Here is a 24,687-nt window from a genome sequence, read left to right as displayed (position 1 = left end):
TATCAAGGTTATACCGGTATTATTCACGGTAAGATGAAGAACGAGCAGAAAGACCAAATAATGAAGCAGTTTAAGGAAGGTGAAATTAAGATATTAGTTGCAACAACTGTTATTGAAGTCGGAATAGACGTGCCTGAAGCAACCTTGATCATTATTGAAAACGCTGAGAGATTTGGTCTTGCTCAGCTTCATCAGCTTAGAGGTAGAGTAGGGCGAGGCTCTTTGCAATCATATTGTATATTGCTATATAATCCTAAAAGGCTTGGAAAAGTTGCACGAGGTAGGTTTGAGATAATGAAACAAACTAATGATGGATTTTATATCGCTGAGCAGGATTTAAAACTTCGAGGTAGCGGTGAGGTTTTAGGAGTAAAACAAAGCGGTGAAATGGAATTTTTCTTTGCTGATTTGGCAAAAGATTATGATCTATTACTTAAAGCTCATAAATTTGCGGAAATAGGTTCAAAAGGTAATTTAAATTTTGTTAACTTTCAGATAAAGCTTTTCGCCAAATCGCAAGTAAGTGAGTTGGTTTAGGTTTAATGATTTTCGTCATTGCAAGGAAAAATTGAAGATTTTGACAAAGCAATCCAGTAAAAAAATTCTGATTTACAGAATTTTTTTACTTATTTTTCTGGGTTGCCGCAGCCACTTTGTGGCTTTGCAATGACGATTTGGTAACATTCGTACACTAGTGGCTGTACCAAATACTAATACTAAAGCTATTAGTATTGTATTATGTTTTTATTTTGTAGGTGCTGTTGGTAACAGTATGTCTCCATTTAATTTCATCTCATATGGAGTATCTAGGTTATTAGGATAAAGTGTATAATAAGACGGATTCATGTCCTTTAATGATTGAACTCCTATTTTATTAAGATCATGAAGCTCTGCTATTTTATGATAAAGAATTTTTGAAATTTTTTTACTGTCTGCTACTGCAGCAATCTCATAAATTGTATGACCGCTATTATTAGGTATTAAAGGAAATAATTTAAAATCAGTTTCTGCTTTTGCCTTACTAAAATAATTTTTTAGTAGAGGAGTATTTGGTGATTGAAGTATATTCATTAAAACTGCATTTCCTTCGGTGTCCTTATAATTAAGATTAAGTTGATCCTGTAAAAGTAGTAGTTTTACAGTTTTGTAATAATTATTTTGTAATGAAGTTTTGAAAGCTGCATCTAGAGGTATATTTACAGCATTATAAGCACGTATAGTAGTAGCTAAATCATTTATAAGTAAGTTTACTAAAAATGCTTTTTGGTGTTACGTTAGTACGCGGAGTATTGGCATCTTAATCCATTAATATTATTTAATATTCGTATAGCTTATATATTAAAAATTTTTAATATATAAATAAGCATTAGTGATATACATATAATGGCCTTAAATGTCAATTAATTAGTTTTTATTTTTACTATTTATAATATTAGGTTAAAATTTATTTGACTGATACCCTATTATCCAATTAGTCCTGTGTAATTTCCGCAAGCCTAGTAAACAGAGCGTCAATCATATCCCAGCCTTTTTTTTGAATAGTGAGTAAAGAAGAATCATTAATATTTATTTGTTTTAATAAATCTATTCCCATTTGTTCATGTTCAGGATCAAGATACATATGTGTTTTGAAATGTTTTGCTGACTTATGATTTAAAAATATTGATCCTAGTTTTTCATAAAATATAGTAGCACAAGACTCTATTACTAAATGGACAAGAACAGCTCGTTCACTATCTCCAAGAGTCATCATTTTTAGTATAAACCAAGAACCTAAGGCCTCACAAATAGAATCTGTAACTTCTTCATCATTTTCTAGATTTTGGGATAATTCTATATTATGTCCAAATTCATCGGTAAGATGTTCCCATGCAAGTTGTTTAAATTCTTTTGTTTCAGAAAACACTACTCTTGCTAATACCATTTTTTGAAATGCGTCTGACCAAATCCAAAAATGTATAAGAAATTTATTTTTTCGTATGGTACTATCTAACTTAATTTTAAATAGTTTATTTTTTCTAAATTGCTCTTTATATTGTTCATTATCCAAAATTAAGCGATCTATTATATTCATATATTTAATTATCAATTTATTTAAATATATTAATATTAACTAAATTACGCTGTCACTAATTATTAATGTTTATCTACCAATTTTTAAAACCATATGTGTATTTATAGATGAATATGAATTGTAAGATTATAATTTGTATACAATATATATATATAACATTACGACTTATCCATTTGAGATTTATTGGTATTTTTTGTGAGTAATCGCTTAAGATCATTAATATGTAAGTAATTGTTAAAAAAGTGAGGTTTAAAATTAAGTCAGTATTTGAAAAATTAAAATCACTAAATGGAATCGCAAGAGTAAAAAGAGTCGAATGCACTAGGGAAGCAAAAATTGCTACAAAACCGCAAAGTTTTAGATTTACCTGCTCATGTTTTGCAATAAATCCAAGTATCATTATAGCAATCACAAGAGTCCCGTAATCAATCAAAGCCCAGCTAATATACCACAATATTACCATTATAACTACATGGTAATAACCGCTATAGAAAAAGCGAGTTAAAGAATTACGAAAATAATAAATATACCATTGCCCTAGATAGATAGAGATTAGAATATGTGTAGTAAGAAACTGTTTAAATAGTACAGTAGTATATATTTGTAGCAAAACTCCGCATATTATTATTCTAGTTTTTGGCTTATCATGAAAATTATAACCGGCAAAAAAGCAAAATATCGGCATAGCCGTGCGACCTATAATGCGCATAACCGTTAATTCAGGATATAGATATAAACCCACATGATCAATGCTCATGGCTATAATAGCTAAGGTTTTTAGCAAATCCTGATAATTTGATTTATTTTTTGTTATTATCATAATTGACCACTTTTAATAAATATGCTGTGCCGAAAAATACTCCCATTCCAACTGCAATTGTACTACCTAGCATACAGATCTTAATCAGTAAATATTCTGAATAAAAATATTCTAAATAATAATGTTTTATTAAAGCAATTATAATAGACATTAATGTACAGCATAACAAAATTTTACCGCAAAAAAGTTTTATACCGTCTTCTATATGAAGTTTATTTTGTTTTGTAGTATAGCTATATAATAAACCTAGATTATACCAAGCCGCAATAGATGTACCTACTGCAATACCGATATGTTTCAAAGAATCCATTAATAATAGATTCATACCGGTATTAATTATGATTGAAAATAAGGTTATTTTGAGTGGTGTTTTAGTATCTCCGTTAGCATAAAAAATAGGAGTTAAAATTTTTGCCAAAATAAAAGCAGGAAGTCCGAGTGCAAATGCAGAAATAGCCTCGGCTGTATTTGTAGTATCTTGAGGCGTGAATACTCCTCTTTCATAAATTATATTAATAATCGGATTAGATAGAATTATAATACCGAATGTTGCAGGCAGTGATAATAATAGCCCTATTCTAATAGCGTTATTCTGTATTTTTTTTGCAGCTACTATATCATTTGATTTATAGATTTTTGACAGCTCAGGTAGCAATATAGTAGAAAAGCTAGTACCTATTATCGATAAAGGAAATTGATATATCCGGTCGGCATAAGATAATATAGAAATAGCACCTTCAATAAAGCTAGCAATAGATTGGGATATGAAAAGATTTAATTGCTGTACGCCGGAGCTAATAGTTGCCGGTCCCATATTAATCAAAAGCTTTTTTACATCAGGATCGCTTGGGTTAAAAATTATTGGAAAGTTTAAATCCGATCTTTTTACACAGACAAACATAAAAGAAACTTGTAATATTCCGGCAATTATTAAAGATAAGCTAATTGAGGTAGTAGACTCTATATAATTATCAAATGTTAAAGTAAAAATTATTACGCATACACTTAAAATAACCGGTGAAAAAGCAAAGGCTGCAAATTTCTTTACAGAGTTTAATATTCCGCCAAGTAGAGCTGTTAATGAAACAAATATTAAATAAGGTATTGTAATTCGGCATAAAAATACCGTAAGCTCAAATTTTTCTTTTTTACCGTGAAATCCAGGAGCAATAAACAACATTAATTGTGGCATGAAGATTTGCATTGATGCTATTATTACTATTAATGTCAGAAGTAGAATGGTAAATACCTCGCCTGAAAAATTATTAGCGTCTTTCTTAGAAATAAGAATTTTTTCATTATAAATAGGAATGAATACGCTTGACAATGCCCCTTCTGCAAAAATTCTTCTAAATAGATTCGGTAGTTTAAAAGCAACATTAATGCTATCACCCATAGGCGTAGAGCCAAATAATGATGCGATAAATTGTTCACGTACAAGCCCAAATATACGAGAAATTAGTGTAAAAAAAGCTACTATGACTCCTGAACGAAATAATGTCACTGTTTTCTTAATATTACTGTTTTTTATAGATACGTTATTGTAAGGATATATTGTTTGCGTGGATTAGTTTTACCTATGTCATACCGTGGCTTGTCTACAGGATCCAGAAAAAATAATCTCAACGTTATTACCGACAGTACATAGCTTGATAGAATAAACATATAAAAATTTATTTTTATATGTTTTACTGGATACCGTGATCAAGCCACGGTATGACAGAACTACCGTACCTCTAACTAACCCTATCTATTCCTTCATTGATTAAAGCTTCTGCTTTTGCTTTATTTTCCCATCCGTTAACCTTAACCCATTTACCTTTTTCTAAATCTTTATAATGCTCAAAGAAATGCACGATACGTTTCTTTAGCATTTCACATAAATCATCTAGTTCTTTAATATGATCGAAAGTAATATCGAGTTTAGAGGTTGGTACTGCGATAATCTTCTCATCGAGTCCTGATTCGTCTTCCATCATTAATACGCCGACTGCTCGGCATTTTATAACCGACCCAGGCACTACCGGATGATGAGCTACGACAAGTACGTCTACCGGATCACCGTCATTTGAAAGAGTATGAGGAATAAAGCCGTAATTACACGGATAGCTCATGGTAGTTTGTATAAAGCGATCAACAAAAACAGCTCCTGATTCTTTGTCAAATTCGTATTTGATTGGACCGTTATTCATCGGAATTTCGATAATTACGTTTATTTCGTCATTATTTGCTTTTGCTTTGATTTTATCTATAAACATGTTTTTTGTTTTGTTTTTGTCATGCCGTGGCTTGACCACGGCATCTAGTTAAAAATATAAAACAACTTGTGTTTTAAGTTGTTTTTATGGATACCGTGGTCAAGCCACGGTATGACACCGAGTGCTTTAACTCGGAGGTCTGTAATTCTCATCATGCTTTGCAAGTAATTGCCTTGCTATAAATTTCCTGTCCAATAATTGCCCTATGGCAATAATTCCTTGTCCTTCACGAAATAGGGCAGGGAGGACTCCTTGATATAATATCTCTAAATCCTTAATATTATCGGTAATAACAAAACTTATCTTATCAGCAGCAATTTTATTTATTGAGTCTATTTTAACAAGCCCGCCTACTCTTAACTCTTTGCCTTCTTCTATTGTATTAATTTTTGACGGCGGCAAAAAAAATACTATATTTTTCTCTAAATTGTAAAGTATTATACTAATTCCGAGAGTAGCTGAGCAGAAACAAATAATGATTGTTATTAATCTATTTCTTACTCTCTTTTGCATTAAAGTTCTGTTTATTTTTCAATGACTTGTAATTTAAAAAACTTACGATTAACAGTATGGCTAAGGTTAAGAGGGTAAATAAATACGCTACCGATATATAGTTATTCATTTCTTAAAAACTCCATAATGTCCTTAGGTGAAGAATCTAAATAGAAATGTTTTAGATATTTTCCGTTTGCATCGATTAAATAGGTAAAAGATGAATGATCAAGCATATAGTTCGGGTCGTCATCGTCACCATTTACACGAGCATAGAAAACCTTGAATTTATCAGTTACATCTTTTATTTGCTGTTCGTTACCGGTAAGACCTATAAATTTTGGATGAAAATGTTTTAAATATTCTTTAAGCACTTCAGGTGTATCACGTTTTGGATCAATAGTGATAAAAATAGGTAGAATATCTATTTTATGTTTATTTAAAATTTCTACAATCTCCGTCATTTTATTTAGAGAGGTTGGGCATATATCAGGACAGTTAGTAAATCCAAAGTAAATAATGCTTAAGTTACCTTTCAACTTGTCACTATTAAATATCTCTCCATTTTGGTCTATTAGTTTAAAACTACCGCCGATTTTTACGTTATCTTCATAGATATTAACTTGACCGGCAAGCGGTTTTTCAGGCGTGCTTAAAGATAACAACAAATATAGTGCTCCTACTCCTATTAATAAGCTAATTACGATAATTATTTTGATAACATTTGATTGCATTTTCATAAGATATTACCCATTTTTTCGTTGTCATCCTAGCTCACTTGTAGAGGTTTTGTTGGAATACGTTCGATGTCATTCCCGCGTAGGCAGGAATCCAGCGTCAAGCGAGATTTAAAACAGTTTTTTAAAAATCTTTAAAGTATTGGATTCCCGCCTACGCGGGAATGACATAAATGATCCATGCAACAACGCCAGTTTTTCCTCGCAATGAAGCTAAAACTATGACTACCACAAAGTCTACTCTTTTACACCAAACCTAATTTTTTAGGTTTAAAATACTTTACCCAAATATCTATTAACAATTTAGTAATGATAATTGCCGAAAACATTGAAGATATAATCCCGATTGTTAATGCAACGGCAAAACCTTTTATTGCCCCGACTCCGAATATATAAAGTAAAAAAGCAACAATTAAAGTAGTGAAGTTAGAATCAAGGATAGTAGCAAACGCAGATTCAAAACCGGTTCTAATGGCATAAAGATTAGAAACACCTTTATGCAGTTCCTCCTTAATCCTTTCGTAAATCAATACATTAGCATCAACAGCCATCCCCATAGTTAGTATTATTCCTGCAATTCCCGGCAGAGTTAAAGTAGCTTGGAAAAGTGAAAGTAAAGCTAGAATATATAACAATGCAAGGCTTAAGGCTATATTGGCGAATAAACCAAGTACGCCGTAAGACCAAACCATAAATATACAAACTGCTATAAATCCTATAAGCCATGCCTTTTTGCCAGACTCTATAGAGTCAGCACCTAAATTTGGACCTATACTTCTCTCTTCAATAATTTTAAGCGGGGCAGGGAGCGAACCGGCCCGCAATAATAGTGCAAGTTCATTTGCTGACTCAACGGTAAAATTTCCTGTTATTATACCGCTTCCGCCCATAATCGCTCCGTTTATTGTTGGAGCACTTAGTAATTTATTGTCTAAAACTATAGCAAGGCGTTTACCGGTATTATTTTTGGTTATTTCACCGAATATTTTACTACCTAAATTATTGAAAGAAAAGGCAACTACCGCTTGTGAATTTTGATCAAAAGAAGCTGAAGCGGTTGTAAGCTGATCCCCACCCAAAACAACTTTTTTCTTTATAACTACATAATACTCCCCATGACTTTCGCTATCTCCCTTAACTAGCATTGAACCTACCGGGACATGCCCTTTTACCGCTTCTTCGATATTGGCATTTTCATCAACTAAATGAAAAGTTAGTTTTGCAGTTTTCCCTAATAGATTCTTCAGGTAAGAGGGATTTTCTTCGCCGGGAATTTGCAGTAATATATGCTTATCGCCTTGCTTCTGTAGTGTTGGCTCTTTAGTGCCGGTACTATCAACTCTCATTCGAACGATCTCAATAGATTGGTCTACTACCTTATTAAGTAAGTCATTTAATCTAGATTCGCTGTAGCTAAGCTTTATTTTATTTTTATTTACGTCAGCGATAATTTCTGGATCGATTTTATTAATTATTTTCTTTAAAGGTTTTAATTCCTCAGGCGATCTTACTTCTAATTGAATGTTATTTTGTCTAACTAACAGATTTTTATAGCCGATTTTATCCTCGCGAAAATTTTTGCGTAAAGTATCAGCAAGATTTTCCATTGAATCATTTAAGTAGGTATCAAAATCAACATCGAGTAATAAATGGGCGCCTCCTCTAAGGTCAAGCCCTAAATTTACTGAATCATTAGGCAAAAACTTAGAGTTTACCTGCATAAAATTAGGTAAGACACAAATAACCGCAAAAACCGTACATATAATTGAAAAAAAAATTTTCCACTTAGGAAGATTTTGCACCGTTTACCTTCTTATCTTTTTTGTTATTTTCTTTTTTTACTGCTACTTCTTTTGTACGACTAGTTATATCGATAATAGCACTTTTTAAAGCTTTAATACGTACGTCTTTAGCTATTTCGATTTCAACCTTATTGTCATTTTCACTTACTTTAGTCACAATACCGTAAATGCCGCTATTTGTTAGAACTTCTTCGCCTTTTTTAACTTCACTTACTAATTTCTCTATTTCTTTGCGTCGTTTTTCTTGTGGACGTAATAATAAGAGGTAAAATACGGCAAAAATTAAAACCATCGGTATTAAGCTTGTGAATCCCGATTGTAGAAAATTTGTTTCTACAGGCACTACCTCAGTTGCCTGTATCTCTATAATGTCATTATTATTTGCCTGATTATCTTGCGTATTTGCTGACATATGTAATTTCCTAATTGTTGCAATAAAATAAAAATAGCTACCTAATAGCTTTAATGCAAGGGTAAAATAAATAATGTATAAGTTAATTATAGTTCGTGCTAGTATTAAATAATCAAAAACTAATTATATTGATGACAACTAAAATCGCCGATATAAAAAATTATATAGAAGAAAAAGCGGATTTATTAATTGCTTTGTCTCGTATAGAAAAAGGAGAAGAAGTAATTTCATTAGAAGATATTAAGAAAAAAGATGGTTTGAAAGATTGAATTTATGATAAACTTACTGATGTTATTTGCGAAAGAACGTTATTGCTTGGACTGATTGTCCGTCATTGCGAGAAGAATTACTGAGTAATGCGACGAAGCAATCCAGTAAAAAATTCTGTAAATCAGAATTTTTTTAACCGTTTTCTGGATTGCTGTGTCGCTTCGCTCCTTGCAATGACCGCTTTGGTTTCCACGCAACAATGCCACGCAAAAATGACATAAAACAGAAAAAATCACTGGAGCGGGTGAAGGGATTCGAACCCTCGACTTCGACCTTGGCAAGGTAGCGCTCTACCCCTGAGCTACACCCGCTTAAATATGAGGGTATCAGTCAATAAATTTAAACCGATAATTTAATTCTTCTTTGCGGCAAATTATAAGATTTTTTTGAAATATTGATAATATCCCTTCAAAAATCTTATGAATTTTTGCTAAAAAAGCCCTTTAATTACTAATTAAAATTTATTTACCGATACCATCTAATAACGGCGTTTTAATGTAAAAAGTTTAAGGGGATCAAAATTAATTACATATAAAACGCCTTAGTACTTTTTAATCTAAGCGAATTTGAATATAAGTAATTATAAGATAAATTGCAAGTATTAAATTAGAAATTTATTGGCATTGCTAAATAAAGATAGATTATTTAATAAATTAACGCCATTGCAAAGAAATTACAAAGTATATTGACTAAGCAATCTAGTTAAAAATTCTGTAAACTAGAATTTTTTATTATTATTTTTTAGATTGATATGCTCCTTTCAGTCGTTCAGCTCATTAGTCATTATTGCATGGATCGGTAAAATCCACTGTGTCACTTAGTTCGCTTGACCACGGGGTCCATAAAAACAATAAAAATACTAATAATTTTAGTATTTTTACTGGATACCGTGGTCAATCCACGGTATGACAAAGGTGAAATTGTACCACGCAATCAGCTCATTACAATACTAGTCTTTAGTTAGCAATTCTATAAAATCTAATTTTTTTAAATTGGCTTTTATTTTTATATAAAACAGTATAATTCTTTATTAATTTTAACTAATTTGCAAAAAGTATATTAAGTTACGCAAAAGAGTTTAGCCCGTAATCAAAAAGAAGCAATAGCGCTACTATCGATAGGTACGTTTATTAAATATTTTGATCTCATGCTATATGTACACATGGCGGTACTTCTTAACGAGCTATTTTTTCCTGAAGCCGATGTACGAGCTGCTTCTCTATATTCTGCCATTGCATATTGTTCAACATATGTATTTAGACCTATAGGCGCTTTAATATTCGGTTGGATAGTAGATACTATAAGTCGTAAGGCAACGGTCATTATTACAACTTTTTAATGTCGCTTTGTTGTCTTATAATGGCTAATTAAAAACTTATGCCGAAATTGGTATTACGGCAACTTTTGTAGTAACTGCATGTCGTATCGCTCAGGGTATGTTCTCTATGGGGGATTATCTAACCGAAACGACCAAAATTCCTCAACGTTATTGGGTAGTGGCTTTGCTTGTTGTTTTTGTAACTTTAGGTGCAACCGTAGTATTGGCGGTGGGAACACTTGTTACTTCTTTTGGACTTGATTGGCGTATTGCATTTTGGTTTGGAGCAGCTATTGCTATAGTTGGTGCTATTGCAAGGACAAATCTTAGAGAGACTCTGGATTTCATTGATGCAAAAAGACGAATAAAGAAAACTGTAGCACAAGCGGGGATAGATAGTAATAGGCTAAAATCAAGCCCTATTTGGAGTGAAAAAATTAATAAACCAACAGCAATAGCTTTCTTTTTTATACATTGTGGAGCCCCGTTATGGTTTTATATTGTTTATATTTATTGCGGTAATATGCTAAAAAACTCATTTAATTACAGTGCTGCTCAGGTAATGCATCAAAATTTTATTGTTTGTGGTACAGAATTAATAAGTACAATAATTGTTACTTATTTGGTTTATAAAATACATCCTTTAAGAGTCCTTAAGGTAAGATTAATAATATTTTCTATTGTAGCTATTATGTCTCCTATCTTACTACACAATATTTCAAATACTATAAAATTACTTTTATTCCAATTATTTATTGCAGTATTTGCCCATACTACTTTTTCGGAAGGTGCAGTGTTTTATACAAGATTTTCGGTATGAAAACGTTTTACATGCGGCAGTTTTATCTTTGCTTTATCAAGAGCTTTAATGTTTGCAGTTTCTTCTTTTGGCACAATTTACTTAATAGATTATTTTAATCACTGGGGATTATTATTTTTATTATTCCAATTCTAATTGGTTATACATTAGGAGTAAATCATTTTATAAAGTTAGAGGAGGAAGTAGCGAGTTATTATTAGAAAAAGTTTTGTATCTTTCAAGTTCGATATTAAAAACTTTTAGGCATAATTCAGCAAATTCTCATTCTAGTTTATAATTTATATTAGCAGCGACCAAAAGAAAATTTATTAAAGTCTCTTCAATAATTTTGCTAGCTTTCTCAGGTGATTTAACTCCCAAAGTTTGCATATTATGAATTCGGTCAAATAATTTTATTATGCCGTATTGTATCTTTTCTCTTTAATTAATAAGTTTAGGCTTTCTCCATTACTTATTTGCCCGTAAGATTTAATTCTAGTTAGACCTTCTATGTGTTTTGCTACTTCCGGTCCAAAAATTGCGGTAATTGCTTTTTCAGTTAATTTGGTATCTTCAATAGTATCATGAAGTAAAGCGGCTTGCAGCATAATAATGTTATAAAGCTTAGGTGCTTCTTCAGCTACAAATTCAGCAAGCATAATTGTTACCTCAATAGGGTGCGAATAATAAGGAGCGCCTGATTGATGCATTTGAGAACCGTGATATTTACGTGCATAGTAGATACCTTTTTTGATTTTGGGGATATCTATAGGATTTTCTACTTTAGTATTTAAATATTCGAGTTTATCGAGTAATTTTTACTATAAACACAAATTTCAAACTTTTTTTTCCAAGAGCTTATATCTTCCATAACAGTTATTTCTTATTTCATTATAATTTGTGGGCTATTAATTAAAAAATTTTAATAATAAATAGCTGCAGATTAAAAATTATTGTTATACAATTTTAAATATTAATCCTAAAGTCAAAATGTAACTATGTCAAACCGTAATAGTTTAGCAGTACAAGAGTATGCACAATCTAGCTCCTTAAATTAATACTAATCTAATTGCATCACAGGGTGAGTTAATACTAAATGTTACAAATTTATTGTTCAAAGACTCGAATATCAATAATAATAATCAGAATATACAAAGAGATAATAATATATCTTATGAGAATAATATTACCGAGTCTGAAAATCAGGATGCAAGTTGCGGTATATGTAAATGTCTTGGAGTTGTAGCTACTGTTTGCTGTAAAGGTAATTTATATGTTAATCCGGTACTCACATAGTATTGTTGCATGGATCGGTTTCACTTCTGTCATCCTGTGGTCAAGCCACGGGATCTAGTTAAAAATACTAAAATTATTAGTATTTTTATTGTTTTTATGGACCTAGTTAGCAAGTAAACGGGGTGACACAGTGGGTTTATCGGTCCACGCAACAATGCCTACTCGCATTCTCACGTATTTCTACGTACGTTGTGGTGGGCAAGCACTTCCATGTCTCCTTTAAGTTCCTCTCTATAAGTTGGTTTGGAAAGACACCTAATAAACAATTACACTAAAAAAATATGAGCAAGGCTTAAGAAAGTTAGGAAACCTAGAGCATCGGTTATGGTTGTTAGAAATACGCCGGAGCCTGCAGCAGGGTCTATATCAAAATAATGTAGTATTATAGGAATGGCAGAGCCGAATAATCCAGCTACTAAAAAATTTAAAATAACTGCAATAGCAAAAATAACGCTAAGATTTAAGTCAAGCAACATCACAAAGCTAAGTCCTGCTCCGATAATTGCAAGTACAAAACCGTTAAAAGCCGATACTGCTATTTCTTTTAATATAACTTTATTGACAGTATTATAATGAATATCTTTATTAGCAAGGGCTCTAACCGTAACGGTCATGGCTTGTGTGCCAGCATTTCCGCCCATTGAAGCTACGATAGGCATAGTAGCTGCAAGCGTTACAAGTTTTGCAATAGTATCGTTAAAATGGTTAATGATAAGTGAAGTCATGCAGGCAGTGATTAGATTAACAAAGAGCCAAGGAAAACGATGTTTAACGGTATAAAATACATTGAAAAAAGTATCTTGAGTGTGTACCCCGCTTAATGATAATATATCTTTTCCGGCTTGTTCTTCGATAATATAAATTATATTATCGATTGATACGCTACCTACTAACTTACCGCTTTTATTTACTACCGGTACAATAGTTAAAGCATATTGTCTAAAAATGAAGCTTAATTCATTTAAGTCAGTAAAAGTATCTGCAAGCTTAAAATCTTTGCTCATCAAATCTTTTATTAATTCATTTTTTTTGCCTTTAATTAGCGTGCTAAGAGAAATAATACCGATGGGGCGTAATTTATTATCCGTAACGATTGCAGCATAAAAGTCATGTTTTACGTTCTTGATAAAATTTAATGATTCCTCAACCGTCCAGCCTTCTTGAAGATTAATAAAATCTCGCTCAATTACCCTACCTACCGTATTTTCGGGATATGTACAACCTACGGTAATTTGGTGTTTTTTTTCTTTAGTAAGATTACTTAGGATAAGGTTTTTTATATCATCATCTAGATCGATTACTACTTCAATAGCATCTTCTATAACTAGCTTATTGATTAATTCTGCAGATTTTTTTATGCCTAAAGTTTCTATGATTAAAGGCTTACTATAAGCATTTAACGATACTAACGTTTCAGGCTTCATTTCATCCTGTAATAAAGGAATAATTATTTTATATGTTTTATTGTTAAGATTATCTAAGAAATCCGCTAAATCGGCATAATGAAGCTTGGACAGCCTGCTTGCAGCAGCATCATAATTGTGATCTTCAATCAGATCATTAATTTGATCAAAAATCTCGGCAAATTGATCATGATGATCAGGCAAGATCCTTTTAAATATATTGAAATTAGGCATGGCCTATTTACCTAATAGTTTATTATATATACTAAGATAGAACTTCAAAAATTGGCTACGTTATCATACAAGAGCACAGGTAGCCACGTATTAAGTATACGCTCCGCTCCTCACCTTGTGGATTCTTTGCTTTTTTTGAAGTTGTGTCGAAGTATGACAACTTTGCATTTTGCTTCGGAGTATACTTATTATAATTATTTAAAGCTGGTTAGCTAGGCTTGGCACAGAATTGTGTACAATTTGCTAATCAATATAAATCACAGAGTACAAATAAGCAATAGTTTTTATTGCAACTCCTTTTCATGTAATTAGCACCAACATTTGCTAACAAGAAGAACTTAGAAGTAAATATAAAATCTGAAGTGTTAAAACAGAAAAAATTTGGCCTTATGAAAAACCGGGGAAATGGTGCGGTCGAGAAGACTTGAACTTCCACTCTTTTTACAGAGCAGCACCCTCAATGCTGCGCGTCTACCAATTTCGCCACGACCGCTTAAGTTTTACTCTATAGCAGATTATGAGTAACATATCAATAGAGTTCTTTTGATGTCATTTCCGCTTTTCTATGTTATTCCCGTGTGGATCAATTTCACCTCTATCATCCCGTGGCTTGACCACAGGATCCAGTTAAAGATACTAAATTTATTGAGTATCTTTATTGTTTTTATGGACCACGTGGTCAAGCCACGGGGTGACAGTTAGTTACGACAAACTCGCAACAAAACTAGGTATAATCGATTGCTTAACAGCAGCTTTTGTTAAACTATCCAGTTTTTCCTCAATATTATCAAAATTACTATGATATTCTCTAGAATTTCCGGTTAACACTAGGGCAGAGTCTATACCAAGGCGATTTGCTGCAAGTATATCGGTGTAAAAAGTATCCCCAATCATTAACATACGATTCTTAGGGGTATTATGACATTCTTTTAAAATCTTGCTATATATGTTTTCATATGGCTTACCGCTATAAATTACTTTGCCGCCAAGCTGCTTTATTTTTTTTGCATAATAACCGCTACAATATCTATAAACACCGTGCTGATTTATTCCAAGGTCAGGATTAGCACAAATATTGACCATTTTACGTTGTACAACAATTTTAAATAACTCATCGAATTCATTTAAATCTAAATTTTTGTTTTCGTCTCTGTAAATAGTCATTAAGAAAATATTAGCTTGGTTAATATCATCAGTAATAGGACATTGAATTCCATTTATTATATCATTGTCTAAATGTCCTAGGTGATATATTACCGGTTTTGCAATACCGAAGCGTTCTTTGCTTTCTAGGATAATTTGTACAGCTATTTCACCTGAGCTAATAATCATTTCAGGTAACACGTTTACTCCCCAAGATTTAATTGTTTGATGCAGCGAAAAAATATTTCGTGGAGCATTAGTAACAAAATATACTTTTTTCCATTTAATAATTTTATTAATATTTTCTACGACGCCTGGGTAAGTATGCCCTCCTTCGATTATTACACCCCAAAGATCAAATAAAAACACGTCATAATCATCTATCACGTCGAAAATATTGTTGAACTTTAATATATTCATTGTTATCTCACTAATTTGGTATTGTCATATCGTCATTGCGAGGAAATTGCATAGCAATTGACGAAGCAATCCAGTTAAAAATGCATAGCTGTTACTGGATTGCCGCGTCGCTTTGCTCCTCGTAATGATGTAAACTTTTTAAATCACGAAACTTTACTATTCGAATAAGTTACGTTATAGTTATTTTTATTGTTTTTAGCAACAAAATATTGTGTCGGATTATGTCGGAAATTGAAGAAAAATTTAACGAATCATCATACGGTGCTGATTCTATAAAGGTTTTAAAAGGTCTTGAAGCCGTAAGAAAAAGACCGGGAATGTATATCGGGGACGTTGGAGATGGATCCGGTCTACATCATATGATTTATGAAGTAGTCGACAACGCTATCGACGAGTCGCTTGCCGGTTATTGTGATCTAGTAAGAGTAACATTAAATAAAAATGGTTCGGTAACCGTATCTGATAATGGGCGAGGTATCCCCGTTGAAATTCATGAAGAAGAAGGAATATCGGCAGCTGAAGTTATTATGACGCAACTTCACGCCGGCGGTAAGTTTGATCAAAACTCTTACAAGATTTCAGGCGGTCTGCACGGTGTTGGGGTATCGGTTGTGAATGCTCTTTCAGAGTGGCTTGAATTACGTATTTGGCGTAATAATAAGGAATATTTGATTAGATTTAATAATGGTATAACAGAAGCTCCGCTTGCGGTTGTCAAAGAAAATATTGCTAAAAAAGGTACGGAAGTTACTTTTTTTCCGTCTATAGAAACATTTACTAATATAGAATTTGATTTTGGTACTATAGAGCATCGTCTTCGTGAGCTTGCTTTTTTAAATTCAGGCGTAAAGATTTTACTCGTCGATAATCGCTTTGAAGAAGTTAAAGAAGTAGAGTTTTATTATACGGGCGGTATAGAAGCTTATGTAAAATATATAGATAGAGCTAAACACGCCATTCATCCATGTATAGTAGTTAATACAGAGAATGCTGACTCCGGTATAAGCCTTGAGCTTGCGATGCACTGGAACGATTCTTATCATGAAAATATCCTGTGTTTCACTAACAATATTAGGCAGCGTGACGGCGGAACTCATCTTAGTGCTTTCAAATCAGCAATAACACGTGTTATTACCTCGTACCTTGATACTACGGGTCTTAATAAAAAATCTAAAAATGACTTTAGCGGTGAGGATACTAGAGAAGGCTTATGTTGTGTACTTTCCGTTAAAGTTCCTGATCCTAAATTTTCCTCTCAAACAAAAGATAAGTTAGTAAGCTCTGAAGTGCGACCGGTTGTTGAAAATGCCGTTTATACAAAGGTTCTTGAGTGGTTTGAAGAGCATCCAGCGGAATCAAAGGCAATTATAGCTAAGATTATGGAAGCAGCTAATGCTCGTGAAGCTGCTAGAAAAGCGAGAGAGCTAACTCGAAGAAAATCAGCCTTAGAAGTCTCGAATTTACCCGGTAAGCTTGCCGATTGCCATGCAAAAGATCCGGCAGTTTCAGAATTGTTTATTGTTGAGGGAGACTCTGCGGGCGGTACTGCAAAACAGGGTAGGGATAGCAAAATTCAGGCTATATTGCCTTTGCGTGGTAAAATTTTGAATGTTGAGCGTGCAAGATTTGATAAAATGCTCGGTTCGGACCAAATTGGTACGTTAATTACAGCTCTTGGGATTAGTGTTGAACGAGAATTTTCCTTAGAAAAGCTTAGATACCATAAAGTTATTATTATGACCGATGCTGATGTTGACGGCTCGCACATTAGAACTTTATTGCTAACGTTTTTCTATCGTCATATGCCTGAGCTAATAAATAAAGGTTATCTATATATAGCACAGCCACCACTTTATAAGGTAAAAAAGGGTGCAGCTGAGCTTTATTTAAAGAATGAACAAGCTTTGCAGGATTATTTGATAAAATCCACTATCAATGATGCAACCTTAACTCTAGACGGTAAAGAGCAGTTAGTAGGTGATAATTTAGAAGAGCTAATTAATAAAGTAGTTAAGTTTAACGGCTTGCTTGACCATGCTAGCAAAAAATTTAATCGCTCAATTACTGAAATTCTTGCGATTAATGACTTACTTAATAACAAAATATTTGAAGCTGAAAGTGACTTAAGACTCGAAAGAGCTTTAGATGTTTTAAATAGCTTAGAAGAGTCACCTGATAAAACTAATTGGGAAATTTTAAAACATGAAAATAAAATAGAGTTCTTCCGTTTTAGTAGGGGTTTAAAAGAAAGTAAAATATTGTTGAAAGAGCAGTTGGAATCATTTGAATTTGTACAAATATCAAAGCTTGCTTTAACGATTTTTGATATATTCAGTAAGCAATTAAAGCTTATAGTAAAAAGTCAGGAATGCGGTATTTTAACAGCAAGCCAGTTATTAAATACCATTATAGAATGTGGGAAAAAAGGGATAAACATCCAGCGTTTTAAGGGTCTTGGTGAGATGAATTCCGACCAATTATGGGAAACTACTCTTGATCCTGCAAAAAGAACTTTGCTTCAGGTAAGAGTTGCGGAGGCCGATGAAGCGGAGGGCATTTTCTCTACTTTAATGGGTGATGTTGTTGAACCTCGTAGATTATTTATCCAAGCGAATGCGTTGAATGTCGTGAATTTGGATGTATAGTACAGCGTCGTCTCAATCACTTGAGACAAGTAAATTTTGCGGGTATAGCCTGTGCTCACGTACTTTTTGTACGCTGTGCATGCTATCCCTTAAACTCATCTTGTCTGAAGTGATTGGTATTTAGCTGTATCTTTTAAAGATAATTGGGGTCATCCCGTGGCTTGTTAATGTCATTCCCGCTTACGCGAGAATGACAACGGTAAGAATGATATAACAAAAACTTATGCAAAAATTAATTATTCACGGCGGTAAACCTCTTAAAGGTAATATTAATATTAGTGGTGCTAAAAATGCCGTGTTACCTATTATGGCGGCGTCTATTCTTACCGATAAACTGCATATTACTAATGTTCCAAAATTAACGGATGTTAGTACTATGAAAGATTTGCTACGAAGTCACGGAGCAGGTATCGAAATAATAGAACACATGGATGAATTTGAGCTTATAATTAATACCGGCAATATAAATAACTTTACTGCAGATTATGAGATAGTTCGTAAAATGAGAGCATCGATTTGGGTGCTTGGTCCTTTGCTTACTAAATACGGTAAAGCAAAAGTATCGCTCCCGGGTGGTTGTGCTATTGGAGCAAGGCAAGTAGATTTGCATATTGCCGTATTAAAAGCTATGGGAGCTACGATTGAAATAGAAGACGGTTATATTAACGCTTCAAGTAAAGGACGCTTAAAAGGTACTCATTTTGTTTTTGATAAAGTTTCCGTAGGTGCTACGATTAATGCAATACTTGCAGCTGTTTTAGCAGAAGGGGAAACTGTGCTTTTTAATTGCGGCCTGGAGCCGGAGATAGTTGATTTATGTAATTGCCTTATCAAAATGGGAGCCGATATTGCAGGTGTCGGTACTAGTGAAATAACGATTAAAGGTAAAGATTCTTTAAATAAAACGAGCTATAAAGTACTTTCTGATCGTATTGAAGCCGGTACTTATATGTTTGCGGCAGCTATTACTAAAGGTGATGTAAAAATTTGTGGGATTGATTACCATATTATAGAAAATATAGCTTTAAAACTTATTGAAACCGGTATAAAAGTTGTGCCGGTCAATAACGGAGTTCAAATAACTTATGAAGGGAAGTTAAATTCAGTTGATTTAGAAACTAATCCCTATCCTGGCTTTGCTACTGATTTGCAAGCTCAATTTATGAGCCTTATGACGCTTAGTAGCGGTGTTTCAATGATTACCGAGAATATTTTTGAAAATCGTTTCATGCATGTCCCTGAATTATGTAGAATGGGAGCAGATATAGTAGTACGAGGTAATAAGGCGGTCGTTCGAGGTGTAGAAATGTTAAAAGGAGCAGAAGTTATGGCAAGCGACCTTAGAGCTTCGGTATCGCTAATACTCGCAGGGCTCAGTACTAATAGCAAAACCGTATTACACCGAATATATCACTTGGATCGTGGCTTTCAAGATTTAGAAAAAAAATTAAGTAATTGCGGTGCGGATATAAAAAGGGTATAATATACTCGATCAACTTCACAAATTGGCTACGTCGTTCTACAAGAGACGCGGTACTCACGTATTAAGTATATGTTGCGTTCCTTGCCTTGTGAACTCTTTACTCTTTTTGAAGTTGATCTTCGTATACTCATTTCCTATTGATTTGTAGTATACTATTTTTAACGGAGAAAATTATGGCAAGAATTACAGCAGAAGATTGTAATAAAATTATACCGGATAGGTTTCGTCTTGTTGTACTAGCAACAAGATATGCTAAATTATTAAATTATAAAGTAGAAACTAATCAAATCAAAAAAGAAAAACGGGATAAGCCTCCTGTTATCTCATTACGTAGAATTGCTGCCGGAAAAGTATTGGTAGAACAGTTAGAGCAAGACTTAATAAATAGTCTGCGTACAAAAACTATGATAGAGCCGCTTGTTAATCAAGATGAATCAGAGGATATAAAAGAAGAATTTGAGTACTTATCTGAAGTTTGTATAACGGAAGATTATTCTGATTTAGATGATCAAATATTTATTGATGAGAATGGCGAAGATTATGACACCGCTAAGTAAATGCTTATCGGTGTCGGTACTGATATAGTACAAATTCTTAGAATCGAAAAAATATTACATTTATATCCAGAACTTTTTGCTAAAAGAATTCTAGCCTCAAAAGAATTAAGACAGTTTGCTTTATTAGATAAAACAAGTCATGCTACTTTTTTAGCAAAACGTTTTGCTGCTAAAGAAGCTGTTAGTAAAGCTTTTGGTGTTGGTATCGGTCAAGGCATAAACTTTAAAGACATTACTATACTCAATGATGATTTAGGCAAGCCTATAGTAGAAGTTAGTGCAAGCTATACACAAAAATACTCTTCTTTTAATATTCACCTTTCTCTTTCTGATGATTATCCTGTATGCGTGGCGTTTGCTATAGTTGAGAGTAGTTGTTAGGTGTCATTCTTGGGTAGTACCGATCTGTTATTGAGAGCAGGCATAGACGTTGTTGCATGGTTCAAAAATCTACCTAATGTCATTCCCGCAAAGGCTGGAATCCAAAAAAATAACTTTATTTAATTTATATTTAATAAAATAAATCTATAACAATAAGTTTTTTATAGATTTTACTGGATTCCAGCTTTTGTGGGAATGACATCGACAAGCCATACTGCGTTTAGCTAGCAATGATATTCAATAAATTACGATCCGGCTTTGTTATCTGCTTTAGGTAACATGATTTTTAAATCGGCTTTAGCTTCTAAATCAGAAATATATTTCTTTAGTACTTCTGCAGCTAATATATTATCAATAGTTACTTTTGCTTCTTCTTTTGTTGGAATAGGCACAGGTTTTTTCTCAAGCACTTTGATAATATGCCAACCGAAATCGGTTTTTACAGGAGTTGAAACTTCATTTACTTTTAAAGCAAAAGCTTTCTTCTCAAATTCCGGTACTAACTGTCCAGGTTGATTTAATAGAATGTAGCCTATAACTCCACCGTTTGAAGCTGAAGCTTTATCAAGAGATAACTCTTCTGCAAGCTTAGTGAAATTTCCGCCTTTGCTTAATTTGGTCTTTATATCATTAGCTTCTTTTTGAGATTTAACTAAAATATGAGCAACTTTTATTTGCTCTTTACCTTTAAGGTTACCGACATATTTATTATATTCGTCATCAAACATCTTATCTGTAATATTAGATTTTATGTAATTTGCTAGTAATTCTTGCTGAGCTAATTGATTTTTTGCATTTTCAAGTTTTTCTTGGAATTCTTTAGATGAAGTAATATTTGACTTAGCAACTTCTTCTTTTAACAAAAGATTATTAACATAAATTTTTATTAATTTTTCCTGATCTTGCGGTGGAAAATCATCAAAATTTTTGATTGTTTCACCTGATTGAAGATTAAGCTGAGGCTTAAATTCTTTCATAATTTGCGATTCTTTTACTTCACCACCTTTATAGATAGCAACTACTTTGTCTTTATCGGCAAAAGCAATACCGGAAAGCATGCTAACTGATAAAAATATAACAGATAATTTTTTCATTTATGACTCATAATTGTGTTAAACATAAGCTTAAATTCTATAAAAATAATATATAACCGTCAACAGCTATTTGAGAATATTTTATTTATTAATAATAATTTACAAAAATTATGTAGTAAATTTATATAGCACTATTAACAAAAATCGCCTATATTTTAAAATAACATAGTACTGGACACTTCTTTATTCGCAGGAATGACATCGATTCAGTACTATAAATTTAAAATACAAAATAATTATTTTAGGACTTTAATGCTTTCGATTTTAAAAAAACTTTTTGGTACTGCAAATGATCGTACTGTAAAAAAACTATTTTCTGAAATTACAAAAATTAACGCGCTTGAGCCCGCTATACAAAAATTATCAGATGAGGAGTTAAAGAATAAAACTGTAGAGTTTAAAGAAAAGCTTAAAAATGGAGCTACTTTAGACGATATAGTATATGAGGTGTTTGCGGTAGTTAGGGAAGCTGCTAGAAGAGTTTGCGGTATGCGTCATTTTGATGTTCAGCTTATAGGGGGGCTTATATTACACCGAGGCATGATTACCGAAATGCGTACCGGCGAGGGTAAGACATTAGTTGCAACGCTTCCTGCTTACTTAAATGCTTTAACCGGAAAAGGCGTACATGTTGTAACCGTGAATGATTATTTGGCAAGCCGTGATTCTGCTTCTATGGGTAAAATTTACAATTTTTTAGGTTTATCAGTTGGATGTATTGTTGCCGGTATGCCTGATGAAGCAAAAAGAGCCGCCTATAATGCCGATATTACTCATGCAACAAATAATGAACTCGGTTTCGATTATTTGAGAGATAACATGAAGTATAGCTTGCAGGAGCGGGTACTTCGTCCTTTTAATTTTGCTATCATTGATGAGGTTGATTCGATTTTGATAGATGAAGCAAGAACGCCGCTTGTTATTTCAGGTCCGGTTAATGATAATTCAGAATTATACGGTAAAATTGATAAAATTGTACGTCTGCTTAATATAAGTGATTTTGAAAAAGACGAAAAATTAAAAACTATTAACCTAACGGAAACAGGCATTACGCATATAGAATCGCTTTTAAGTAAAGAGGGTATTATAAAACCTGATACTGGTTTATATGATTTTGAGAATTTAACTTTAGTACATTACGTTAACCAAGCCTTAAGAGCTCATAATATGTTTACTGTTGATGTAGATTATTTGGTGCGTGAAGGTAAAGTAATGATTATAGACGAATTTACCGGTCGTGTAATGGAAGGACGTAGATATTCGGAAGGGTTACATCAAGCATTAGAAGCAAAAGAAAATGTGAAAATTCAAAATGAAAATCAAACTTTAGCATCTATTACTTTCCAAAATTATTTTCGTAATTATCCTAAATTATCGGGTATGACAGGTACGGCTATGACCGAAGCACCGGAATTAAAAGATATATATAATCTCGATGTGGTTGCAGTCCCAACTCATAATAAAGTTACAAGGCTTGACCTTGATGACGAAATTTACGGCAGTAAAAAAGAAAAATATGATGCCATCTTAAAGCTGATTAAGGATTGTTACGATCGTGGTCAGCCTATACTTGTCGGTACGATAAGCATAGAAAAGTCAGAAGAACTTTCAAGCGTTTTAAATAAAGAAAAAATCCCTCATAAAGTATTAAATGCTAAATTCCATGAGCAGGAAGCCTGTATTATTGCTCAAGCCGGTAGGTTTAAAGCTGTAACGATTGCAACCAATATGGCAGGACGAGGCACTGATATTATGCTTGGTGGTAATCCTGAAATGTTAATAGAGCATCTGGATAAAGATCATAATTATGAAGCTAAAACAGCTGAAATAAAAGCTCAAATTGCCGAAGAAAAAAAGCAGGTTATTGCAGCGGGCGGGTTGTTTGTGATAGGTACGGAAAGGCATGAAAGCCGTAGGATAGATAACCAGCTAAGAGGAAGATCGGGTAGACAGGGTGATCCAGGAAAAACTAAGTTTTTCCTATCGCTTGATGATGATTTAATGCGTATTTTTGCATCAGATCGTATATCAGGAGTCCTTAGAACACTTGGATTGAAAGACGGAGAGGCTATCCACCATCCGATGATTAGTCGTTCACTTGAGAAAGCCCAGCAAAAAGTGGAAGGACATAACTACGAGATGCGTAAAAATTTATTACGTTTTGATGATGTAATGAATGACCAACGTAAGATAATATATGAGCAACGTACTGAAATTATTAAATCTAAAGATAGTCACGGTTTCTTAAATAGTACTACTGAGGAACTCGCTAAAAAGATAGTATTAACTTTTATGCCGGTAGACTCTTATAGAGAAGATTGGGATATAGAAAATTTAAGCATAGAATTACATCGTGTATTTTCTATAAAATTTGAGCATAATTTAGTAAGTAAAAGTGATGTAACGGAAGAAGAAATCACAAAGATTGTTATACAAATGGCTCATGATATATATAAGTCAAAAGAAGAAGCCTATAGTAGCGAGTTAATGCATAATGCTGTGAAATATATTTTACTAACTACTCTTGATCAAGTTTGGAAAGATCATTTATATAGCTTAGATCATTTAAGACAAGGCATATCTCTTCGAGCTTATGCTCAAAAAGACCCTCTTAGTGAGTATAAAAGAGAAGCATTTAACTTATTCGAGCAGATGCTTAATAATTTAAAAGAATTATTTATTCAAACAGTGTATCACTTCCATATCGACTTAAAACATGTTCAAAAAGAAGATGTTTCGCTTGAGCATAAAAAACTTCAGAACAATATGCGTGCGAGTCGTGAAGATCCAGCATTTAGTAAATATAATGCAGGAAGTAGCCTTGAGACTGACCTTAAACCTGTTGTATCACGCATTGACCCAAAAGATAGAAACCCTGATGATCCTGCTAGTTGGGGTAGGGTATCCCGTAATGAGCTATGCCCGTGCGGTTCAGGTAAGAAATACAAATATTGTCATGGTGCACATGAGTAGATAAAAAGGCGGTAAAATCCACTGTGGCTTGATTAGTCTTGTTGCATAGCGCGAGCAAAGCGTTCAATGTTATTCC

Annotated in this window: 20 protein-coding genes, 2 tRNA genes and 3 pseudogenes; 10 read left to right on the top strand and 15 right to left on the bottom strand. The window is 33.1% G+C overall.

Going from position 1 to position 24,687, the window contains the following annotated elements; genetic code table 11:
• On the top strand, positions 1-537 hold a 537-nt coding region (locus tag A452_RS0104305), incomplete at its 5' end, for a helicase-related protein (RefSeq protein ID WP_025999576.1).
• A gap of 207 nt (positions 538-744) precedes the next feature.
• Here the strand turns inward: A452_RS0104305 and A452_RS0104300 are convergent.
• The 9 genes from A452_RS0104300 to yajC all read right to left on the bottom strand — a co-directional run bounded on the left by A452_RS0104300 (position 745) and on the right by yajC (position 8,595).
• Positions 745-1,071: a hypothetical protein gene (locus A452_RS0104300; RefSeq protein ID WP_014412545.1), complete on the bottom strand. Its 327-nt coding sequence runs from the start codon at positions 1,069-1,071 to the stop codon at positions 745-747.
• A 400-nt stretch (positions 1,072-1,471) separates the two neighbouring features.
• Positions 1,472-2,074, bottom strand: a complete 603-nt coding sequence (locus A452_RS0104295) for a hypothetical protein (RefSeq protein WP_014412546.1) — start codon at positions 2,072-2,074, stop codon at positions 1,472-1,474.
• A 73-nt stretch (positions 2,075-2,147) separates the two neighbouring features.
• Positions 2,148-2,894 carry a TraX family protein gene (locus A452_RS0104290; RefSeq protein WP_014412547.1) on the bottom strand — a complete coding sequence of 249 codons (747 nt, stop codon included), beginning with the start codon at positions 2,892-2,894 and terminating at the stop codon, positions 2,148-2,150.
• Entirely contained in the window at positions 2,875-4,398 is a 1,524-nt protein-coding gene (gene murJ / locus A452_RS0104285; protein WP_014412548.1) for a murein biosynthesis integral membrane protein MurJ, read from the bottom strand. The genes A452_RS0104290 and murJ overlap by 20 nt, the downstream gene beginning before the upstream one ends.
• A gap of 232 nt (positions 4,399-4,630) precedes the next feature.
• Complete coding sequence (ppa, locus tag A452_RS0104280) at positions 4,631-5,152, bottom strand: inorganic diphosphatase (protein ID WP_014412549.1); 522 nt, start codon at positions 5,150-5,152, stop codon at positions 4,631-4,633.
• A 126-nt stretch (positions 5,153-5,278) separates the two neighbouring features.
• A complete protein-coding gene (gene ccmE / locus A452_RS0104275) occupies positions 5,279-5,665 on the bottom strand; it encodes a cytochrome c maturation protein CcmE (protein WP_014412550.1) in 387 nt (128 codons plus the stop codon).
• Between the two features lie 101 nt (positions 5,666-5,766).
• Positions 5,767-6,384 (bottom strand): SCO family protein, encoded by a 618-nt coding sequence (locus A452_RS0104270; protein ID WP_014412551.1) that lies wholly within the window; start codon positions 6,382-6,384, stop codon positions 5,767-5,769.
• A gap of 242 nt (positions 6,385-6,626) precedes the next feature.
• Positions 6,627-8,183, bottom strand: coding sequence for a protein translocase subunit SecD (gene secD, locus A452_RS0104265; protein ID WP_014412552.1), 1,557 nt, complete (start codon positions 8,181-8,183; stop codon positions 6,627-6,629).
• Positions 8,167-8,595: a preprotein translocase subunit YajC gene (yajC, locus tag A452_RS0104260; protein ID WP_014412553.1), complete on the bottom strand. Its 429-nt coding sequence runs from the start codon at positions 8,593-8,595 to the stop codon at positions 8,167-8,169. The genes secD and yajC overlap by 17 nt, the downstream gene beginning before the upstream one ends.
• 131 nt (positions 8,596-8,726) lie before the next feature.
• Between yajC and A452_RS0104255 the strand changes: the two genes are divergently transcribed.
• Positions 8,727-8,864 carry a hypothetical protein gene (locus A452_RS0104255; RefSeq protein WP_014412554.1) on the top strand — a complete coding sequence of 46 codons (138 nt, stop codon included), beginning with the start codon at positions 8,727-8,729 and terminating at the stop codon, positions 8,862-8,864.
• Between the two features lie 237 nt (positions 8,865-9,101).
• On the opposite strand, the gene A452_RS0104250 is transcribed toward A452_RS0104255, so the two are convergent.
• Positions 9,102-9,176: transfer RNA gene (locus A452_RS0104250), tRNA-Gly, on the bottom strand.
• An 836-nt stretch (positions 9,177-10,012) separates the two neighbouring features.
• Between A452_RS0104250 and A452_RS10845 the strand changes: the two genes are divergently transcribed.
• Both A452_RS10845 and A452_RS12830 read left to right on the top strand, forming a co-directional pair.
• Positions 10,013-10,204: a hypothetical protein gene (locus A452_RS10845; RefSeq protein WP_155813365.1), complete on the top strand. Its 192-nt coding sequence runs from the start codon at positions 10,013-10,015 to the stop codon at positions 10,202-10,204.
• 658 nt (positions 10,205-10,862) lie between these two features.
• Positions 10,863-11,203 (top strand): annotated as a pseudogene (locus tag A452_RS12830) (proline/betaine transporter).
• A 61-nt stretch (positions 11,204-11,264) separates the two neighbouring features.
• Here A452_RS12830 and A452_RS11405 read toward each other — a convergent pair.
• Positions 11,265-11,853, bottom strand: a pseudogene (locus A452_RS11405) (HD domain-containing protein).
• Between the two features lie 127 nt (positions 11,854-11,980).
• On the opposite strand from A452_RS11405, the pseudogene A452_RS12055 reads away from it, so the two are divergent.
• Positions 11,981-12,278 (top strand): annotated as a pseudogene (locus A452_RS12055) (hypothetical protein).
• A gap of 266 nt (positions 12,279-12,544) precedes the next feature.
• Here A452_RS12055 and mgtE read toward each other — a convergent pair.
• The 3 genes from mgtE to A452_RS0104205 all read right to left on the bottom strand — a co-directional run bounded on the left by mgtE (position 12,545) and on the right by A452_RS0104205 (position 15,478).
• Positions 12,545-13,915, bottom strand: a complete 1,371-nt coding sequence (gene mgtE / locus A452_RS0104215) for a magnesium transporter (protein ID WP_014412558.1) — start codon at positions 13,913-13,915, stop codon at positions 12,545-12,547.
• Between the two features lie 406 nt (positions 13,916-14,321).
• Positions 14,322-14,408: transfer RNA gene (locus A452_RS0104210), tRNA-Leu, on the bottom strand.
• Between the two features lie 209 nt (positions 14,409-14,617).
• On the bottom strand, positions 14,618-15,478 hold the full coding sequence (locus tag A452_RS0104205) for a TIGR01459 family HAD-type hydrolase (protein ID WP_014412559.1): 861 nt from the start codon (positions 15,476-15,478) through the stop codon (positions 14,618-14,620).
• A gap of 221 nt (positions 15,479-15,699) precedes the next feature.
• On the opposite strand from A452_RS0104205, the gene gyrB reads away from it, so the two are divergent.
• The 4 genes from gyrB (at position 15,700) to acpS (ending at position 20,544) form a co-directional block, all read left to right on the top strand.
• On the top strand, positions 15,700-18,123 hold the full coding sequence (gyrB, locus tag A452_RS0104200) for a DNA topoisomerase (ATP-hydrolyzing) subunit B (RefSeq protein WP_014412560.1): 2,424 nt from the start codon (positions 15,700-15,702) through the stop codon (positions 18,121-18,123).
• A gap of 223 nt (positions 18,124-18,346) precedes the next feature.
• Positions 18,347-19,606: a UDP-N-acetylglucosamine 1-carboxyvinyltransferase gene (gene murA / locus A452_RS0104195; RefSeq protein ID WP_014412561.1), complete on the top strand. Its 1,260-nt coding sequence runs from the start codon at positions 18,347-18,349 to the stop codon at positions 19,604-19,606.
• A 173-nt stretch (positions 19,607-19,779) separates the two neighbouring features.
• On the top strand, positions 19,780-20,163 hold the full coding sequence (gene rpoZ / locus A452_RS0104190) for a DNA-directed RNA polymerase subunit omega (protein ID WP_014412562.1): 384 nt from the start codon (positions 19,780-19,782) through the stop codon (positions 20,161-20,163).
• The gene (acpS, locus tag A452_RS0104185; RefSeq protein WP_014412563.1) at positions 20,164-20,544 is read left to right on the top strand and encodes a holo-ACP synthase; all 381 of its coding nucleotides are present in this window, start codon (positions 20,164-20,166) and stop codon (positions 20,542-20,544) included.
• 245 nt (positions 20,545-20,789) lie between these two features.
• On the opposite strand, the gene A452_RS0104175 is transcribed toward acpS, so the two are convergent.
• Positions 20,790-21,638 carry a foldase protein PrsA gene (locus A452_RS0104175; protein WP_014412564.1) on the bottom strand — a complete coding sequence of 283 codons (849 nt, stop codon included), beginning with the start codon at positions 21,636-21,638 and terminating at the stop codon, positions 20,790-20,792.
• A gap of 252 nt (positions 21,639-21,890) precedes the next feature.
• Between A452_RS0104175 and secA the strand changes: the two genes are divergently transcribed.
• The gene (secA, locus tag A452_RS0104170; protein ID WP_014412565.1) at positions 21,891-24,611 is read left to right on the top strand and encodes a preprotein translocase subunit SecA; all 2,721 of its coding nucleotides are present in this window, start codon (positions 21,891-21,893) and stop codon (positions 24,609-24,611) included.
• Positions 24,612-24,687: the final 76 nt, after the last annotated feature.

This window comes from Rickettsia australis str. Phillips, assembly GCF_000273745.1.
GTDB classification, from domain to species: Bacteria; Pseudomonadota; Alphaproteobacteria; order Rickettsiales; family Rickettsiaceae; genus Rickettsia; species Rickettsia australis.
The sequence above is the reverse complement of the archived record's forward strand: the minus strand, read 5'-3'. Positions and strand labels throughout refer to the sequence as shown.